The organism is Pseudoalteromonas sp. 2CM28B (assembly GCF_023161935.1).
The window spans coordinates 417470-437979 of the sequence record NZ_JALNTH010000003.1; the positions used below are offsets into that span (position 1 = coordinate 417470).

Sequence of the window (20510 nt, forward strand, 5' to 3'; positions counted from 1 at the left end):
GGTTTATTTTCACTGCTGTGTATAAAAATTAAAACGGATTAAATTATGGATTTCTCTCAAAGTCGCGCTAAAAGTAATTGTGCAATTAGCTGTAACAACTGCAGCATCAGCCAATTGTGTTTGCCGTTTTCGTTAAATGGCCAAGAAATGGATAAACTTGACGAAATCATTGAACGCAAAAAGCCCCTGCACAAAGGCGACTACTTGTTTGAATCCGGTGCTGCGCTTAATGCAATTTATGCAGTACGCTCAGGCTCATTTAAATCGTACACATTGTCTGAACAAGGTGATGAGCAAATTACCGGTTTTCACTTAGCCGGCGATTTAGTCGGCTTTGATGCTATTAGTAAAATGGCTCATCAGAGCTTTTCGCAAGCACTAGAAACGTCAATGGTCTGCGAAATCCCGTTTGATACACTCGATGAGTTAGCAGGTAAATTACCCAAACTTCGCCAACAAATTATGCGTTTAATGAGTAGCGAAATTACCTACGATCAAGAAATGCTGCTACTTCTTAATAAAAAATCGGCAGAAGAGCGCCTAGCGAGCTTTATTTATAACCTTTCGGAGCGCTTTGGCGAGCGCGGATTCTCGCGTAAAGAGTTTAGATTTACCATGACTCGTGGTGAAATAGGTAACTACTTAGGCCTAACCGTTGAGACCATCAGCCGCTTATTAAGTCGTTTTCAAAAAGCGGACTTAATAAAGGTAGAAGGTAAATTTATTACTATTTTAGACAGCGACGCACTCGCCAAAACGGCAGCAATAATTAAGCCTAGCTAAGCTAATAGGTGTTGTAACTTTGATTTAGAACAACAATTTGTGTGCTACCCCTTTAACTACTGTGTATTTACGTTACACTGAAAGTAAGTTAAAAAGGGAGTAGCATATGAACACTATTAAACGTATTTTAGCCGTTATTGATCCCACTAAGGATGACCATCACGGTTTAGCTCGCTCGATTGATTTAGCCAAAAAGTCAGGCGCCAGTATTACCGCCTTTATGACTGTTTACGACTTTTCTTACGAAATGACCACTATGTTGTCGTTTGAAGAGCGCGAAGCAATGCGAAAAGCCGTTATAAACGATAGAGAATTATGGCTTAAGGATATAATTTCTACCTACCCAGATGTAAATATCACCACCCAAGTGGTCTGGCATAACCGCCCTTTTGAAGCCATTATTAATACCGTGATTGAACAAGAATACGATTTAGTTGTTAAAAGTACCCATCAGCATGGTGCGCTAAAATCGGTTATTTTTACCCCTACCGACTGGCACTTAGTACGTAAATGCCCCACACCTGTTTTATTTGTAAAAGAAATGGCCTGGCCTGAGCAAGGTAATATTTTAGCCGCGGTCAATGCGGTTAGTGAAAACGATGAGCATGTAGCCCTTAATAAACGCATTATTAAAGATGCACAATTTTTATGTGAACTTGCCAACGCTAAACTTAACTTAGTTAATGCCTACCCTGCTACACCCATTAATATTGCCATAGAGATACCAGAATTTAACCCAGGCCTTTATAACGAATCTGTAAAAAAACACCACATAGAATCCACCAACGAGCTTGCTAAAACTTTTAGTTTAACTAATGAGCAATGCTTTATAGAAGAAGGCCTACCGGAGGATGTGATCCCCGATGTAGCAAATCGCTTAAATAGCGAACTGGTGGTGATTGGCACCGTAGGGCGCACGGGGCTCAGTGCCGCATTGGTTGGCAACACTGCCGAGCACGTAATTGATAGCCTTGATTGCGATGTCTTGGCATTAAAACCTGATGGCTACGTAAGCCCGCTTGCCAAAAGTTAAACAAAGCCTTAACTAGCGCTTTAATACCCATAGTACTTGGGTATATAATACGCCCCTTTATTTTCAGCAAATAATTTGCCGCATTGTTTTATAAGGGGGCGTAGTGTCTCACTCAGCTCAAGCCAAAGCTCAATACAACTTAAATAAGCTACAAAAGCGTTTACGCCGTCTTACAGGCCAAGCCGTCATGGACTTTAACATGATAGAAGAAGGCGACCGTATAATGGTATGCCTATCGGGTGGTAAAGACAGTTACACCATGCTTGATATGCTTAAACATTTAAAGCGTGTGGCGCCCATTAAATTTGATTTATTTGTTGTTAATCTCGATCAAAAACAACCAGGCTTTCCTGAACACGTTTTACCTGAGTACCTTGATAAACAAGATATTGAATACAAAATTGTAGAAGAAGACACCTACAGCATTGTTACCGATATCATTACTGAGGGTAAAACCACGTGTTCGCTTTGCTCACGCCTACGTCGTGGTATTTTGTACCGTACAGCCAAAGAAATGGGCGCAACTAAAATTGCCCTTGGCCATCATCGCGATGACATGATCGAAACACTCTTTTTAAACATGTTTTACGGCGGTAAACTTAAAAGCATGCCGGCTAAGCTAATGAGCGATAACGGCGAGCATATGGTTATTCGTCCGCTCGCTTATTGCAAAGAAGCCGATATAAGTAAATACGCATTTAGCCAAGGCTACCCTATTATTCCGTGTAACTTATGTGGCTCACAAGAAAACCTGCAACGTAAACACACTAAAAACATGCTAGCGCAATGGAATAAAGACCACCCTGGGCGTATTGAGAGTATTTTTACTGCAATGCAAAATGTGGTGCCTTCGCATTTAGCCGATACAGAACTATTTGACTTTGAAAACCTAAAAACCGGCGACGTTATTGATGGCGGCGATATAGCACTCGATAAACCAGATATACCTAACGCGCCTGTCAGCGATGAAGATGAAAACCAACAGCAACAAGCTGATGTGGTTACTATTAACCTAAGCTAAGCTAACGGTTTTAAAAATACAGTTAAGGGGCTACTCGCCCCTTTTTTTATACTCATTAATCCTGCTAAGCGCCTTTATCAGCTAACCCTTTTAAAAACTCTAAACTCATTCTCTCTTGCTCGTTTGCTTGATAAGGCAACTGTTGCAAACTATCGTAGGCAAAATCTGTAATTTCAAACTCAGTAATCTCACTGCTACCAAAACTATTACGCTCACCTGGGCTTGGCGACATGCGCTCTATCACAAAGTCACTTAAACGCATGTTAACCACCCCTTGTGGTAATACCGACCAATGCGCCTTTAAATCCACCGTTTGACTGCCTTGTGAAAGTTTCTTTTTAGTCACCAAATGTGCAAGTGGGCTCGTATCACTGTATAAATTAGCTCTAATTCTATATAAGCCACTTTTAAGCACTTTTAAATGAGCTGTAGCTATCATGTTTTCGTTTTGTGCATAGGCACTATCAAAATCAATAAGCGTCGCACTGGGTGGCATATACTGTATTTGCGCAACTGCAGGCACCTTTTTACCTGCAATATTTGCCTCTACAAATAGCTGTAAATTTCGCGGATAGTCTTCACTGGCTTTAAAGCGCACTGTGGCTTCGCCCTGTTGTGCTGTGGTGTTTTTTGAACTGATTGACGCTTTAGTATCGGTATTGCTTAGCGCTACATTTACCTCTGCTAGGTTTTGCGCAGCAATATTAACGGTTATTTCTTGCGGGTATACAAACCGATATTTATCTAAACTAACTACGAGGGCATTGCCCGCATCGTCAATGGGGCTTGTAACTGGGTAAAACTGATTGGGCTTTAAACGGTCTTCATCAAGTGCGCTTAAAGGCTGCGAATAAGGCGGGTATTTTAGTGCGCTTTGGTATTGCATTGCCACATGCTCAGCGGCACTGGCCAAGTGCTGATCATAATGTATTTTGGGAGGGCTTTTTACCTGTTTTTGTTTTGGCACATCAATGGTTATTACGGTGTTTTTATCTGGGCTTGCTGGATCTGTCTTGTTTTTTATTGCCAGCGCAGCGGGAGGCTCAAGCGTTTTAACTTCATTTTTATTTGTAAACCACAGTAAAAACATCGCAATACTGACTACAGCGGCACCAATGTAAAACTTTTTCATGTTGCATCAATCCTTTCAAAGCGTGCAGCAAATAACTACACGCTCTAGCGTTTAATACCTAACGCGTTTATAAATTTAAGTACTTATTAAGGGATCACGTTATAAATAAGTGCCGAGGCACTTTGCGTGTTTGAATCCTTAATATAGCGGTAGTGCTTTTTCCAAAACCAAGTACCCGTTGTTTTATCAAATGTGTTAAAGCCAACATTTTGACCATCTACATTTATATTGTTCATGGCAATTGTGACATTCCCTTTGCGCTGCGCATTGTGGATCTCGTTGTGGCTGTAGCTGTCGCTCATCATCATTGGGTAATGGTTCGGCATAAAGCTATTAACGGCATCGCCTTGCGATTTTAACTGGCCGTTAGTATCAATACTGCTACTACAACTACCAAACGATTTAGCTGCGCTTGCTCCACACGATGAATGCGATGCCACCACCGAATCATCATTACCTTTTAAAAACCCGCCCGTTAAACCTAGGTACTCATTACCATCGGCTACAAAACGTAAACGCGGCGTACGCGCATCTGGAAACGGCGAAATTTTGCGTGCGTTATTTACTTTTAAATCGTGTAATACGCCCACCGCTTCTGTTACATCGCTGCCTAACCACCATTTGAGTGCAGCATCCACTGCAAAGTTCCATGCTGCGCCAGTTAAAGCACTTACAGCAATATCGGCAAGCTCGCTGCCGCCCCCTGCTCCCGCTAAATCAAAGGTCGCCACAATATTAAGTGGTGTCAGGCCTGCATTTTCAAGCCAATTAGCTTGGTTATCAATAATATGGCGAGCAACTAAATCGCCTGTTGAATGCGTCACTAACACACAGCCATCAGCACATAAGTTAGAACGCGATATTTGCTTTAATTTAGGCCATACCCAATCGGTCGCAATTTTACCTTCAATGCGCTCATAGGCAGGCCAATCAATACGTTCATCAGCACGGTTATTCCAATAGGTTTGCCAATAGGTTTCACCGTCGTGTATTACATCGCTGCCCGACTTATTGGTTATTTGCGATACCTGCAAGCCGTGGATCAGTATAATTTTGTGATCTTTACTCAGTGCAGAAAAGCTCATTAAAAACGCAGCGCTGGCAAAAAGTAGATATTTAAGTGTGTGTGTTCGTTTAGAGTTGTTCATATAAATCCTTAATGTGTTCAGTGTTTTATTTTTATGCCTATGTACTTAAGGTATTCATTTACACATGTGCAGGCGCACACGCATTGACCAGTATTAGGAACAACGCTCAAAAATGCAACAATTTATTATCATTTAAATTCTACTAAATCTATATTGACCGTATATTCAATTACTTAAATTTAAATAATTGCAATATTTAGGACTGTAACGATTCTATAATAATAGAATTACCATCTATTTTTAACACTTTGGTGAATGAATTAATGTATACTTAAATATATTTTTCTTTTTTAAAATGACTAATATTTACTAGTAATCTAAGTCACTAATAAATCTACTCTTTTAAGAGAAGCTTACATTAATAAAAGCTATCTAAATTGTATTTTGAAGGAAATATCGAAGTGGAAGTGCTAAGTTGATAGATCAAGCAGAACACTTGATCTAAGATGATAATTCTTAAGCTGAACTAAAAATATAGGCTTTCTATTGTTTCACCACCGATTTTAATATCACACTTATCGCCAGACTTTGAGTTTGATGACTGAATTGCACCAGCCACTGCACCAAAAACCCCTCCTTTGCTACTCAAAACTGAGCCAAAGTAACAATAACTAGAAATATGTACATCTTGATAGTCACTTGCTAAGTTTAGTGTAGGAGTATATGGGGGAAAGCGCCCTTTCAATAAAGGATCTCCATTTACAGTAAGTTGTAATTCGTTGCGATTCTCATCATACTGACCACCAAACACATAAGTTTGTCCTTGATATGCAATAGTTTTTTCTTGTGCTTGAATCGGCGGTGTTGACCCACAACCAGCTAGAGCAAGTACGGGTAAAACACTGATAATAATTTTTTTTAGCATAACTGAATAAATTTCCATATAAATTAAATGAGCGAAAAATATACCCTAATGAATATTAACTTTCAATAGAGTCTTTTCTTATTATTTATTATATATAAACATAACAATAAACAACCTTGAGAGCCATTAATAAAATAATTTTCTCTCTGCTTTAAACTTACAGCAGTATAAAACTAACTTTTCTTAAAAATTTTATAAATAAACCGGCTTTATAAAAAGAGTAAGTTCAGTATAAACTTATACTAACTTGCTAATTAAGTAAGCTATGCTGGGCTAGGGTGATTGCGTTAATAGTCAGACAAAAATTTGTTCTAAATAAGAGTTTTACACAGCTAGAGATGCCTCCAATGAGTGCTGCGGGTTAGTTATACATATTGCCGTAGATGTTTCCCTATACAGCTTATTAGATGCAACTCATATTTCGCTTTTAAAAATCACCAAAGTTATAATTTATCGTAACCCCTTTTTTCTAAGTTAATTATAATTCGTTAGTAGCTTCGCTTATAACCAAACCAATCATTACTACAGTATTTTTGAATGATTTTAAGCCCATCAAACTGTTATGAAGATTAAAGTACAGAAGTCGCTATTTTTCTGATTCCGAGAAACATTAAATTTACTACTACATTTTTTAAAGCATTAACCCACATTATAAAAGGTAATTAGAATAAATAATCATCAGTAAAGTAGGTTAACTACTTTAGTCTTTCATACAATCCTGAGGCTCTTGATACGCTTTTGCTCATGGCCAATTGCAGTACTTTTTTATCGGCCACCAGCTCAAAGGTGTTTTTAGCACGTGTTATGCCTGTGTACACCAGCTGCCTATTTACGCCCATACTGGCGTGTTTAAGCGGCGGTAAAACCATAGCTGTATAACTAAACTCCGAGCCCTGCGATTTATGTATGGTCATTACATACACTTTATCGTGAGCAGGCAGGCGCGCGGGTGAAAACGCCCGTACCGTGTTTTGCTCATCAATAAATAACGCTTTTAACTGCCCGCTTTCATCGGGCATTAAGATACCAATATCACCATTAAACAACTTAAGTTGATAATCGTTTTGGCTCACCATAATGGGCATACCACTGTAATGGCGCTGATTTGGGCTTACCGATATTAACCCTTGTTGCACAAGTGCGCGCTCAATGCGGCTGTTTAAGCTATTTACGCCGTAATCCCCCTCACGCACGGCCGCTAATAGTTGATATTGAGAAAACGCCGCGTGAACATCTGCAACACTTGCCCCTTGGGCGATTAAATTTAAATAATGAGCGTAGTGCTTAGCAGCACTGTTTATTAATTTTTCTATGGGTTTTGCAACAAAGTCATAATCTAAAATAACATCGTTAAATTTCCCTTGGGTACTTTGCTGCTCTACGTATTTTAAAATACCGTTATGGTTAGTATTAACCGCCAGCGCAAGCTGGCCAATGCCACTTTGTGTATCAAACCGGTAGCTGTGTTGTAAAAACGCAATGCAATCGGCTAGTTTAAATTCGCTATGCCCAGGCGCCGCTAATTTAGCCTCTCCTTTAAAACATAAAGCATTGAGCTCATCACATCGTGCTTGCGAGTAATTAGGCGTTTCACCCAATGCTAACCCTTGGCATAAATCACTCATTACACTGCCGGTATCTACCGAGGCAAGTTGGTCTTTATCGCCAAGCAATATTAAACGCGCATGCGCAGGCAGTGCTTCTATTAATTTAGCCATGAGCGATAAATCAACCATGCTGGCTTCATCAATAATAAGTACATCTAAATGCAGCGGATTGGTGCTGTTATGCTTAAATTTATTAGTAAAGGGTTTAACCCCTAAAAGCCGGTGAATAGTTTGCGCGCTATCGGGAATTAAGGCCTTTATATCCTCAGGAATATTTTTAAGTTGCTCTTTTGCCCCTAAAATTGATTCACTTAAACGGGCTGCGGCTTTACCTGTAGGCGCCACCAGTTTAATGCTTAAAGGTGCGCTTTTATAAAGCGACTGTAAAATAGCTAATAGCTTAGTCACGGTGGTGGTTTTACCGGTCCCTGGCCCGCCCGTAATAACGCTAAAGCCTTTTGTTGCGGCGATAGCACAAGCTACTTTTTGCCAATCAATCGCAAGCGCTGAATTATCAACAAAGTAGTCATTTAACAACTGGCTGAGTAACTGTGTATTTATATTTAAATGGCGCTCACTCATCGCAAGTAAACGTGTAGCTAAGGTGTGCTCATAATCAGCTAGGCGCGCAAAATAAAGCCGTTCGTTAAATAACTGTAAGGGTTTGGCCTCGCCCACACTGTTATGGGCACTTAAACAGCTAAGCGCATCGAGGTAGTTAAAGGCTTCGTTAAAAGGCGATGTAATATTTGGTACATTGCCCTCGGTTTTAGTAAAGTCGCTTTGGCGTAAATTAAACGGGTTTTGCCAGTCGACTTCTTTTAATGTTAAACAGCTATGCTGGCTTTGCTGTGCTAAACACAGCAATAACACTATATAAAACACGTCGTTTTGCTGGTTATCACACAGCATTAAGGCAAGCTTTACATCTACCATTCTTATGCGTTTTTCATCTAATAAGTAGTCAAGCAGCTCCACCGTATTTAACGGTTGGGCAGGTGCTGGCGGCTCATCAAACAGGCTTTGCTGCATAGGGTAGTCACTCATAACATGGCTCCTTGGCTAAATAAGCCATCTAATAGTGTGATTTGCTCTGCGCTAAGCTTATTAAAATACACTCCTTTGCCCGCCGGCATGGCGCGTAAAAACGTATAATAAACCCCGCCTAAATGGGTTTCTATTGCATAATCACTAATGCGTTGTTTGAGTAATCGGTGCAGCGCAACGCTATAAATTAAATACTGTAAATGATACTGATGGCTATTCATGGCTTGCTCTAGCAGGTCGCTTTCATAGTCAGCGGGCGTATTACCTAAGTAATTAGACTTATAATCTAAAATATAATACTTCCCTTGATAGCAAAAAATTAAATCTATAAATCCCTTTAACAGGCCTTTTACATGAGAAAACTCGAGTTTGCTTTGGGTAAAACCAAAATGCTTAACCAGTATTTCGTTTAATTTAGGCGCGCTTAAACTATCTAAAGGTAAGTTAAATTCCATTTCGACTAGGCAATCTGTCGGGGCTAATTGACTTAAGCTTAACCCCTCATTGTTTAAAGGGCAGGTTAACGAATCAAGCACCCATTGCTCGGTCACGTGTTGCCAGCTTTCGCTAATATGGTATTTATCCAGTGCATGTTTAACTACCTCTGCTAAATTTTGCTCTGGATTTGTAGGGTGTACTTGCGCACTGGTAAAGTCTATTTGCTCAAATATTTCATGCAAACAGCTTCCAGGCTTCGCCCCCTTGGGGAAACTGTAAGGCGATGGTATTTCATCTTGGCTGTTAGCAAATTCATCTTTTTCATGATCTTCATCGCTGCGCCCAGGCTCAATATGATCGGTGTGCTTTTTAAAGCTCAGCGCACTAAAGCTGGTTGCTCGCCAATCTCGCTCTATGTTAGCTGTAACCGTATTAACTCTTAACGCTTGGCTTTGCTGCACTGCGCTATTAAGTGTTAATTGGCCTTGTTCGGCCAATTGCTCAGCCGTAAATTGCTGATAGTGCATTTCGGTGTGAGCGTCGCAAAATTCACTTAAGTGGGTGCGCCACGTTTGGCTACTTGTAAGCTCAAGCCCTGCAAATAACACATGCCCTAATGCACTACTTTGTATAGCCAAACGGCTACTTTGCCCTTGCCCTATGTTATACACCCCAAGTGCACAAAAATGTACCGCGCGGGTAAGGGCAACATAAAGTAAGCGTAAGTCTTCAGCTAGGCGTTCTTGCTCGGCTTGTGCTAAGGCGTCTTCGTTTTTACTTAAATCGTAAACTAGCTGGCCGTTTTGGTGATAAAGCGCTTCTTTTGTTTCGCGATAGCCACTGGCGAAAGGCATAAATACCAGCGGATACTCGAGCCCTTTTGAGGCATGCATAGTCACAATTTTAACTAAGTTGGCGTCACTCTCTAGGCGTACTTGCACGGTTTCGCCATCTTGCTGGCTTACTTTTTGTGCATACCAACGTAGCAAGCGCAAAGTGCCTTCTAGCTCTATTTGCTTTTGCTGCAGTATTTCACCTAAGTGTCTAAAGTCGGTTAACCAGCGCTCAACGTTATAGCCAAGGCCTTGCCACTTAGCGCTCAGCTGATTATGGCTTAACAAACGTTCAAGCATCGCCATTGCGCCTTGCTTGTTCCAAATATGGCTAAGTTGAGCAAAAAAGTTTAAGTGCTCTTGCCATTTATTTTCATCATCAGCAAGGGCGTAAATTTCGTTGTAGCTTAAACAAAATAACGGCCCAGCTAATACGCCGCGCAGTAACGACTCGTTGTATTGCCCATGCAATGCCGTTAAAAAATTAAGTAAATGGTGGCTAAGCTCTTGGCTAAAAACACTGTCGCGCGATAAATACACGCTAGCAATATTGGCATTGCTCAGTGCTTTTTTCATTATTTGCGCTTCTACACGGTCGCGCACCAATATACAAATATCGGCAGCGGTCACCTTATGGTTACCAATGCACGCTCGCCCTTGCTCGGCTTGCTCAAGCAATGTCACTATTTTATTGGCAAAATAACTGGCCAAATGCCCTTGCCCAACGCCTTTGCTGGTGGGTTTGTTTTTTTCATCTGCAGCTTCATCTACAAATACATTAAATTCAAACGCGGTGGCAGGTTTGCCATCTATTGTAAATGTTTCATCGGCTTTTTTGCCTTTTGCTGTTACTGCGTTAAACGGTATGGCATCGTTATAAATAAAGCTATTAGCATGTTTAGAAAACAAACTGTTTACACTGCTTACTATATCGGTGCTTGAGCGAAAATTAGTACCTAAAGTAAATTGCTGCTCAGGCTCTACCGACTCTTTTGCGCCAATATAGGTAAAAATATCTGCGCCCCTAAAGCCATAAATAGCCTGTTTTGGGTCGCCTATCATGGCAAGCGTCGTTTTTTCTTGGCCGTATATTTTGCTAAAAATTCCGTACTGAATCGGATCGGTATCTTGAAACTCATCAATCATGGCAACAGGAAATAGCTGCGCTATTTTTTGCGATAAAGCCTCGCCCTGCTCGGCATTTAAAGCACTGTGTAAATTAGTCAGTAAATCATCTGGGGTGATCACACTTTGCTCTTGCTTGCGTTTTACAATTGCCTGTTTAACCCACCGAGCTGCGGTTTGTACAACGGCAATTTTAAGGCCCTGATTAATTTTAGTATTAAGTGCGCTAAGCTCATCAAACAGGCTAAGCAGAGGGTGGCTAAATAATGGCTGATTTTTTTTATAATTACTGGCATCACTTAAGTTTTCGCTGCTCCACACCTCAAACGAGTATTTATTGGTGCCAAATTCAAAAAATAACTCATCACCTAAACAAAATGCTTCAAGGGCCGTTAAACTGCCTTTTCGCCCGGGTGTTTTAGAGCCACTTAAACCCGAGCCCTTTATTGCAGCTATAAACTCTTGCTCCAGCACTGCTTTTTTAAAAGCGGGTACTTTAGCAATGTACTCATCGCGAGCTTTAAATACGTCATCTAAGTTTATTTGCGGCACTATGTTCGCATTGGCTTTATTTAGCACACTACTAACTTGGCTAAATAGCGATTCAGGGGCTGCAAACACCTCTAAAATAGCATCAGTGCGTTCTTTATTAAGTGGGTATACAAAGGCGCGCCAAAAATCCTTAATTGTGTCGAGCAGTATGTCGCGCTCATCTAAAATAAATTCAAGATTAAAAGCAACGCCCGATTCAAACGCATGCTGCTTTAACATGCGTTGGCAAAAACCATGAATGGTAAATATAGCGGCTTCGTCCATAGATTTAGCGGCGGCATCGAGTAAATCAAAGGCACGGTGTTTATCATCTACTGCGGCTATTACGCCTTCTATTAATTCATCATTTGGGTTTTGGCCAAGTAATGCATCGCGCGCAGCAATAATACGGCTGCGTACGCGGTCTTTTATTTCTTGCGTTGCAGCATCGGTAAATGTCACCACAAGTATTTGCTCAACGCTTAACGGGGTGTTTATCTCCCCTGGTATTTGCAAGCCTAATAAATAACGTAAATAAAGCCCTGTAATGGTGTAGGTTTTACCTGTACCCGCACTGGCTTCTATTAAACTTTGCCCTTTTAACGGCATTGTTAGCGGGTTAAGCGCTTGCATGGTCACTCTCCTTTGCATGTGCATGTAATGGGGAGAGTAATTTTTCGCTCCACTTAATAAATTCTTCTTGGCAGTCATTGAGCGATTGCACCGTTAAACGAATATACGGGTTTTCGCCCTCGCCGCGCCCTATGTATTGTGGGTTAAACTTGCTAATGGCTTTGCCAATATCGCCACCACTTTTAACGTATTCATAGCCACTTACCGGATAAAATGCCACAGGCTCTTTGCGCAAGGCTTGGTATAACGAAAACCAATCACTGAGCAAGGCATCAGCCTCATTTTTACTCAGCGGTGCAAAGCTAATTTGCTTATCGAGCCCCAGTAAAAGGGTTTCAACATTTTGCTCCATACTTTGTGCAACAAGGTGATATATAAAGCCCTTAATTAAATCTTTGGCCTTTATACTGGCACTTCGGTAAAACACTTGTTTTTGAAGGTAAATATGATTAAGCCAGCCCTCAATGGTGGTGTTCTCTATGCGTAAAGACACCTCAAGCGGGTCGGTTTTGCCGCTTTTAATATGCTCTTTTACTTGCCCGGCTAGTGCATCTACTCGGTGCGCCATGCTCTCATACACTAAATTGCCCACATTGGCTTGTGGCAGCTCCCCCCGTTGCAATATTTGCTCTGTACTTAAAGGTTGCTCATTAATGTTAGCTTGCAGTATTTCGTCTAAATAAAAGTAGCGGCGCAGCGCATCTAGGCTAAAAGGCTCTTCATCTTTTGCTACTTCGTTAAATTCAGGAAGGCGTAAACCTAATGTTTGCTGGTAAAAGCTCTCTTGGGCGTTGCACACACTGCGAATAAATACATCAAGCTCTAATTGCGCGGGCGCTGTTACATCAATGGCTGTTAGCGGCTGCGCGTCTATGCGCTCGCTTGGCAGCCAAATAGGATTAAAACTGTGATTACTCAGTTTTTCATCAGCTGCTGTGTAATACGCACGATTAAAAGGCTGTAAGTGCTGTTGATTAATTAAACACTCAGGCAGCGTTTTTTCGCTTTCATTTGCTAACGTAAAGCTGCGGCCTATGTACTCTAAAAGCTCGCTTACTAAGGTCGATGGCATACGCGGTTGATTGTCAAAACACGAGCGGCCAATGTAACTTATGTATAAATTTTCGCGGGCACTCAGGAGGGCTTCTAAAAATAAGTAACGATCATCTAATTTACGTGAACGGTCACCTTTTTGTTTTTTAGAATACGGCACTAAGTCAAACCCTATTGGCTGCACCGTACGTGGGTAATCGGCATCGTTTAAGCCAAGCATACACACCACTTTAAACGGCACGGCGCGCATAGGCATTAGTGTACAAAAGTTAACTTGCCCCACTAAAAAGCGCTGCCCTACCCCTTTTTCTTGAATGCCTTGTTTTATCAGGTAGCTTACAATTCGTTGCGATACATGTTTATCGTAATCACCATTATCGTGGTGCTTTTTAAGCTCCTCTAAAACATTTTGCAGTACCAGTAAATCCCAGCTGTCTTCGCCTTCATTGAAATAAATAGCATTTATTAGCTCAGATAAAATATCCGCTTTATTGCTAAGGGTATCATCAGGGGTTAGCTCATCTTTAAAGCGCTGCAGTACATCAATAAAATGCACCAATTTATTAAGGGTATCAAGCGCCATGCCCTCTACTTCATCGGCACTATAAATGCCGTTAAACGGGCATTGCTCATCGCGCTGGGCTATGCCTAGCAGTAAACGGTTTAAACCATGCTGCCAGGTATTTAAATCTATTGCGGGTAAGTCAAAGCTGCTTTTGTGCTCAGCATTTATACCCCATTTAACCCCTACACGCTCAAGCCAATATTGAATTTGTTCGTACTCGTGCGCCTCTAGCGCAAATTTTTCGGCAATTTGTGTTACTTGCAATAAATCAAGAATATCCGAAACACCAAAACGCGAAAACGGCAAATTGGCTAAGCTGGCAAACGAGCTCAGCACCGGTTTTTCTTGCTCTATGGCTAAATCGGCCAATGCATAAGGAATAAAGCGACTGGTGTTTTGCGCGCCGCCAAATACCGCTTCAATATACGGGCTGTACGTACCTACATCAGGCATCATTACAATAATGTCTTTAGGAGTGAGCGACGGGTTTTGATTAAACAAAGTAAGCAAATAGTCGTGTAAGCGCTCAACTTCTCTAAGCGGTGTGTGGCAATCGCTTAAAGTAATGCTGGTGTCGCTGTCGCTAATGGGCAATTTGCCCTCATCATTTATAAACCACTGCTTGTTATCGGTAAGTGACTCACCTTTAAATGCCAGTTGGTAAATCTCGCTTTGAATTTGACCCAGTAGGCTATCGTCAAACGCATCTATAAAGCCATCAATCCAACGCGCATCAAGTTGTACGAGTTGCTCAAAATAATCGCGCCCTAGTTTTCCCCATGACGATAAAAGCGGATTACCTATAAAGTAGTATTCTTCATCAGGGTTAGTTTGTTTTTTTTGCTGCGCTTCTAAAAGCGGCATTTTGGCGTATTTGGCATTTATTTTGGCTGCTGTTTTTTCATCAACCACATCGCCCCAATAATGCTCGCTAGGATTAAAAAAGAATAAAAACACCTCTGTTTTTTTGCTCAGCGCTTCAAACACCTCAAGCTGCGAGCTCGCAATCGCCGATATACCAAATAAACTAATGCGCTTAGGTAGTAAGCTATTATCCATATTCTCAAGGGCGGCGAGTAGCTGCCCTTGCATATTGGCACGATGGAATTGGCTTTGCCCAAGCGCTTTACTGTGCGCCACCAGCTTTCGCCATAAATCGCTTTGCCACGGAGCAATGCTTACATCAACATCGTCAAGTTCGTCTTTGCCGCTATCCCAAGTGGCAATCCAATGCGGGCGGTACATTAAATATTGGTCGTACACATCGGCAATTTTTTCACACAGGGCAAAGGTTTTTTGCCCGTCTAGGTCGCCCTCTAAATAGGTTTTTAAGGGCAAATAAAGCGGTTCATCAATACAGCTGGGCAGTATTGCAAATAATTTCCAAGCAAGGTTAGGCTTATTAAATGCCGACTCTTTAGGTACATTGGGCAGTAACTGCTGATACAACTGCCATATAAAGCTCGATGGCAGCGGAAAATCGACCTGCGCGGCTAACCCTAGGTTTTCGCTTAAACCAATTTTAAGCCACTGCGACATACCCGGCGACTGCACTAATACCACTTCTTTATCGAATGGGCTTTGCAATGGGTTTACTTTTAATAGCTGATTAAACTGAGCCTGCAGCGCTTCCATACGGTTTGATTGAATAATATTGAGCATACAACTGGAGTCCTTACTTGAAGTAAAACCAGTTTAAGATATTTTCATTTATAGGGGTAGCGCAATCAGCAAATTGGCACTAATAAATCAGCGGGTTAGCAGGGAGTTTAAACGCACAGCGTTAATTTTAATCACTGTGCGTTTTATTGCTCAGGCCATTTTATTTATAAGGGCTAATGCTTGATAAGCTAAATGCGCTTTGCATAATCACTTTACCATCTATCCCTTTAAGCTTAAGTGAGATGGCCGGATCTGCTTGTTGCCAATCTATGCTTAAATCGCCGTAATTAACATTGTGGGTGTAATCACCTACACGGTGTTTATTTGGGCTTACGTCTTTCCACTTTTCAGTGAGGCCTGAGCTGGTCATTTCTATTAAAGGGTAATCAAGGTTTTGTTGATACTTTGATATTTCGCCCCAGTGCGTATCGCCACTGATGATAATAACCCCATTCACTTGATGCTTTTTAATTAACGCAAATAAACGGTTACGATCCTCTGGGAAATTAGCCCACGACTCCCACCCTGTAAAATCGGGTAATAACTGCAAGCTTGAGGCAATTAGCTTTATAGCCGCAGGCTTTTTAAGCTCTTGCTCAAGCCATTGCCACTGCGCCTCACCTAGCATAGACGCGCCTTTCACCTCTGTTGGGCTATACGGGCCTTGGTTATTAAGCTTACGCTTAGTGTAATATTCAAGCTCGCTTACGTGGTTAAGTGCATCACGGTTCCAGCGTAAATCGGGCATTATTACGTGTACGGTTTGCTCATCCTCACCATACATATACGACGTGTAAATGCCATCCGTGCGGGTGCGTCTGGGTGAGCTTTTAGGCTCACCCCAAAAATCGAGCATAATTTGGCGAGACTGCTCTTTATGTGGGTAGTCTTTACCAATATCGTTTTGACCAAAGTCGTGATCGTCCCACATCGCAATGATTGGCGTATTCGCTTTTAGTGTTTTAAAGCCTGGTTTTGCACCTAATTTTTGGTATTTATTGGCAAGTACCGTCATATCGTTGGTGTCGCCGTAAATATTGTCACCTAAAAATATAAATAAATCGCCCTGCTCTTTATTTATGGTGTCAAATATTGGGATGTCTTTATCTTGATGCCCACACGAGCCAAATAAAATTTTTGAAGGGGCTGCCATAGTATTTGCGCTAAACGCTAACCCTAATGCTAATACGGCGTGTGTAATAGGTTTTACTAACTGCTTCATTTTAAAATCTCACTTATTGGCGATGCCATGTTTGAATTTAGGTGTTTAGGGTTTATACCCAATGCGCTTAAAACAGTGGCTGCAACCTGTGCTTGTTTAAGCTCATTTTGTGTTTTAATTAAGCCGTGCCCTTTTATTGCAGGGCCAATGGCAGCAAGCCAAATATGCTCAGAGCCGACAATGCCCTCAGGAAATTTATTACCTGCTAAATGCAGCTCAGCCAACGCACGTTTAGAGCTATGATGTTGCCAGTCACTTGCACTGCCCCCGCGGCCGTGGTCGGTGGTAACAATAAGCGTTGTATTGTTTTTATAGCCCGGTGTAGTTTGAATTGTGTTCCATAAGTCTTTTAAAAACGCATCGCTTTGCCTTGCAGATTTTAAATACTGGTCGTAATGGCCATCGTGCGCAAAGTCATCGGTTTCACCTAAGCTAATAACTAATAAGCGCGGCGTTTTTGCCAGCATATACGCTTTAGCAAATCGGTAAGTAAAACTGTCTAAGCGTACGTTTTCCCATGGGCTTGGAATTTCATTTTGCAACGCGTTTAAAAGCTTAGCATCGGCAAATAAATCGTTTTCTATGGGCATAAAACCCGCATTCACATACACGTTACTACGCTGAGTATTCACAATGTAAGGAAATACATCCCAGCTCCCAAACAAAGCGGTTTTACCTTTAAAGTCTGCACGCTCATCTAGGCGCTCTAAAATGGTTTTATTCGCGTTTAATACTTTATTGTTGCTATTAATTTTTTCATCTACTTCGCCGGTGAGAATTTCGTTATACCCAGGGTATGAAAAATACCAAGGGTTGCTCACCGACATATTAGAGCCCTTTGCTCTATCACCTACAATTACGCCCTTTTTAGCCACATGCTGAGTTAAAAATGGCATGAGTAATTGCTGGCGCTCATTGGCGGTAGGCGCCCAAAATTGCTTATTTAATTGCGTTGGGTTTTTAACAAAATCGGCATTATTAATGAGGTTTTTATCTGCGCCGCTAAACACCTCTTGCCAGCGCACACCATCAAGGGTCACTAGCACTACATTTTGCGCTGCGCTTGCGGTATTGCTGATTAATACAATGATGCTAAATACCGTGGCTTTTATAATTGAGTTCATCATTACTGTGTACCTTTAACAAAAAGCCCATCAAAGATGGGCTTTTAATTATTTACTGTACATTATTGCTATTAAAACGTAGCCGATAACGTCAGTGCTGCTGTACGTGGTGCACCAATAAAGTAAGTGCTGCCATTGCCCGTACCACCCGCTAAATAACTTTTATCGGTAACGTTATAAACAACAAAGGCAACATCAATAGCTTTAAATGGTCCTGCGTTTATATCGGTTGCGTAACCTGCGTTTAAATCAACCACGGTATAGCCATCAACTTCGCCACGCTCACCGGTGTATTTAGCCGATAAACCAAAGCGGAAATCACCGCTAAAGTAATCGGTCGATAGGACAAATAAGTCATCTACTGAGTCTATTACTTTTTCACCGGCTTCAAACCCGGGTGCATCGCCTTTGTACTCTGAGTCATTATTCGTGTACGAGCTATATACACTCCATTGTGGGCTTAGCATGTAACTTGCCGATAGCTCTAAACCTTGCGATTCAATACCCCCTACATTTAAGTAAGAGCCATTTGTACCTATGGTGTAATCAATACCGCCGGTGTCACTACCTGGGGCAATAAACGTAATACGGTTATCAAATTCAATTGAATACGCTGTTGCGGTCAGGTTTAACGCGTTATTTTGATAACGTACACCTAAATCGATGTTTTCAGCGGTTTCAGCTTCAATGGCTGATAAATCAGAGCTGTCGCGCTCAAGCACCCCGTCTTTAATAGCTGCAAAGTTTTCGCTGTAGCTGGTAAATAGCTCGGTTGAGTTATTTAATTGATACAAAATACCACCACTAAATAACACATCAGAGTCGCTATTAACTTTAGCGGTTGTGGCATTTTGATAATGGTCGTACTTTTCAATATCAACAAGGTACTTTTTAACACCTACGTTAAGCGTGAAATCGCCAAGGGCCATTGAATCCTGCGCGTACCATTTAAGTGTGTCGGTCTCAAAGGTGTTTTTATACTGGGTCCAGTATGGCGTGCTATCAAAGTGGTGGTAAATGCTGGCATTAATTACTTTGTGCCAATCGCGAGACTCGTCACGGTCGCTTTGCTCATACCAAAAACCGGCTTCTATGTCGTGCATGCCAAACGTAGCTTGGTAGTTGGCAGTAACCCCTAAGCGGTCTTTTTTGTAATGCGTATGACGATACGACATTACAGGTATTGCCGTATCATCGTAACATGCTGGATTTAAACCAGGGCCCGACTCCCACGGCCAGCTTAAACTTGCCGTACAACCTTCGTTTGGTGCCAGTGCGTTACCTGCGCTATCTACAAAACCGTAAGAGCCTGCGTTAGTGCCGCCCTCTGTAGTTGGGTTGCCGTTTTCATCTACTGGAGTTGTTAAATACGGTGGGATCCAATCGCCACGGCCCGAGTTTTTATGATAATAAGGGCTCACTGTAATAAGCGATGTTGGCGAAAGCGCATATTCAAACTTTAAATACGCTAACGTATTTTCACGCAGTGTACCCCAGCCCTCAGCAAACATTTGGTCGTAATGTGGAACGCCTGTCCAGTTCCACGTTAGCTGATCCCACTCTGGCGTTTGTTCAAATTGCGCAAGACTTACACTGTTGTAGTTAGTCTCGCTTACATCATCGTAAGATAAACGCCCTGTAATTGTTAAATCAGCAAGCGTTGTTACAAATTTAAGCTCTGCGTGTTGATTATCTTTTCCGCCATTGCTACCCGAGCCAATCCAGCGGCTAGTATCAGTTTGCGAGTAACTTACATACGCTTGTGTATTATCAAATAAAGTACCCGTTTCGTGCTTAACGTAAAAGCGGGTCGCATCGTGACTACCCGAGGTGTAAGCAAAAGTGGTGCTGCTATCAAGGCTTGGCGCTTTACTTACAAAGTTAAATGTACCGCCTAGTGCCTCAAGCGATGCCGATTTAATATCTGAGGTGCCTTGGCCTACTTCTACAGTGGCTAAATTTTCAGTGTCTAGGTAACGGTTTGCTTTAGCGCCACCACCATAGTTTGAGCCACCGTTAGGAATACCATCAACGGTCATCCCTAATTGCTGCTGGTTCGAGTCAATACTAAAACCACGCATAGTAATTGTGGTAGACCAGTCATCGCCACCAAATGCATCGCCTTCGTTTATGCTAATGCCAGGTAAGTTATCGATAACCGATAACACACTCGAAACCGTTGTTTGTTGATCAAGCATTGCAGGCTCAATCACATTATTTGCGTAACTGGTTGGTTTTGCAGTAACGGTTATTTCTTCTATTTCGTTGTCATTTGCATAAGCTGACGTTGATACAGCCATAGCAATTGCCATGCTCAAAATCGATTTATTAGTTAAAGCGTACATTGTGATCCCGTTTGGTTTTAATTATCTAAAGTAATTATGAAAGCGGGCACAGTATGATTTCGAATTATGACAACAAAAATGAAGTTTATTTACAGGGGTGTTAAAAAAATGTGGGGTTTTTATGGCTTTGTTATGTCATTTGTAAGTCAGCCTAAGCACAAAAACCTAGGCTGAATTATATATAAATACTAGGGCGTGTTGATCTTTGCGGATTGAAATTTGTTCAATCTAGGGGTGATTAAATCGCGGCACGAGGTTTGTAACCTAGTGGGCTAAGTAAAAACCGAGTAAAGCTTCCGCGTCCTGCTCACGCCCCTTACCTACATCCATGTAGGCAACAAAG

General features: G+C 41.6%; 12 protein-coding genes. 3 read left to right on the forward strand and 9 right to left on the reverse strand.

The window, feature by feature from the left end; translation table 11 throughout:
• The first annotated feature begins 45 nt into the window (after window positions 1-45).
• From MTN96_RS06530 to ttcA, 3 genes are all read left to right on the forward strand, one after another.
• A complete protein-coding gene (locus MTN96_RS06530; protein WP_248531003.1) occupies window positions 46-783 on the forward strand; it encodes an FNR family transcription factor in 738 nt (245 codons plus the stop codon).
• A 106-nt stretch (window positions 784-889) separates the two neighbouring features.
• Window positions 890-1816, forward strand: a complete 927-nt coding sequence (uspE, locus tag MTN96_RS06535; protein ID WP_024032584.1) for a universal stress protein UspE — start codon at window positions 890-892, stop codon at window positions 1814-1816.
• Window positions 1817-1919: 103 nt separating this feature from the next.
• On the forward strand, window positions 1920-2837 hold the full coding sequence (ttcA, locus tag MTN96_RS06540) for a tRNA 2-thiocytidine(32) synthetase TtcA (protein WP_096739781.1): 918 nt from the start codon (window positions 1920-1922) through the stop codon (window positions 2835-2837).
• Window positions 2838-2901: 64 nt separating this feature from the next.
• On the opposite strand, the gene MTN96_RS06545 is transcribed toward ttcA, so the two are convergent.
• From MTN96_RS06545 to MTN96_RS06585, 9 genes are all read right to left on the reverse strand, one after another.
• Window positions 2902-3969, reverse strand: coding sequence for a hypothetical protein (locus MTN96_RS06545; protein ID WP_248531005.1), 1068 nt, complete (start codon window positions 3967-3969; stop codon window positions 2902-2904).
• Window positions 3970-4055: 86 nt separating this feature from the next.
• Window positions 4056-5117 (reverse strand): hypothetical protein, encoded by a 1062-nt coding sequence (locus tag MTN96_RS06550; protein WP_248531006.1) that lies wholly within the window; start codon window positions 5115-5117, stop codon window positions 4056-4058.
• A 466-nt stretch (window positions 5118-5583) separates the two neighbouring features.
• On the reverse strand, window positions 5584-5982 hold the full coding sequence (locus MTN96_RS06555; protein WP_096042570.1) for a hypothetical protein: 399 nt from the start codon (window positions 5980-5982) through the stop codon (window positions 5584-5586).
• 695 nt (window positions 5983-6677) lie between these two features.
• Window positions 6678-8636 (reverse strand): exodeoxyribonuclease V subunit alpha, encoded by a 1959-nt coding sequence (gene recD, locus MTN96_RS06560; RefSeq protein ID WP_248531008.1) that lies wholly within the window; start codon window positions 8634-8636, stop codon window positions 6678-6680.
• The gene (gene recB / locus MTN96_RS06565) at window positions 8633-12196 is read right to left on the reverse strand and encodes an exodeoxyribonuclease V subunit beta (RefSeq protein WP_248531009.1); all 3564 of its coding nucleotides are present in this window, start codon (window positions 12194-12196) and stop codon (window positions 8633-8635) included. Before recB ends, recD begins: the two co-directional genes overlap by 4 nt.
• A complete protein-coding gene (gene recC, locus MTN96_RS06570; protein ID WP_248531011.1) occupies window positions 12183-15476 on the reverse strand; it encodes an exodeoxyribonuclease V subunit gamma in 3294 nt (1097 codons plus the stop codon). Before recC ends, recB begins: the two co-directional genes overlap by 14 nt.
• A gap of 160 nt (window positions 15477-15636) precedes the next feature.
• The gene (locus tag MTN96_RS06575) at window positions 15637-16698 is read right to left on the reverse strand and encodes an alkaline phosphatase D family protein (protein ID WP_064386492.1); all 1062 of its coding nucleotides are present in this window, start codon (window positions 16696-16698) and stop codon (window positions 15637-15639) included.
• On the reverse strand, window positions 16695-17822 hold the full coding sequence (locus MTN96_RS06580) for an alkaline phosphatase family protein (RefSeq protein ID WP_248531057.1): 1128 nt from the start codon (window positions 17820-17822) through the stop codon (window positions 16695-16697). The genes MTN96_RS06575 and MTN96_RS06580 overlap by 4 nt, the downstream gene beginning before the upstream one ends.
• A gap of 71 nt (window positions 17823-17893) precedes the next feature.
• Window positions 17894-20167 (reverse strand): TonB-dependent receptor domain-containing protein, encoded by a 2274-nt coding sequence (locus tag MTN96_RS06585; RefSeq protein ID WP_055255334.1) that lies wholly within the window; start codon window positions 20165-20167, stop codon window positions 17894-17896.
• Window positions 20168-20510 lie beyond the last annotated feature (343 nt).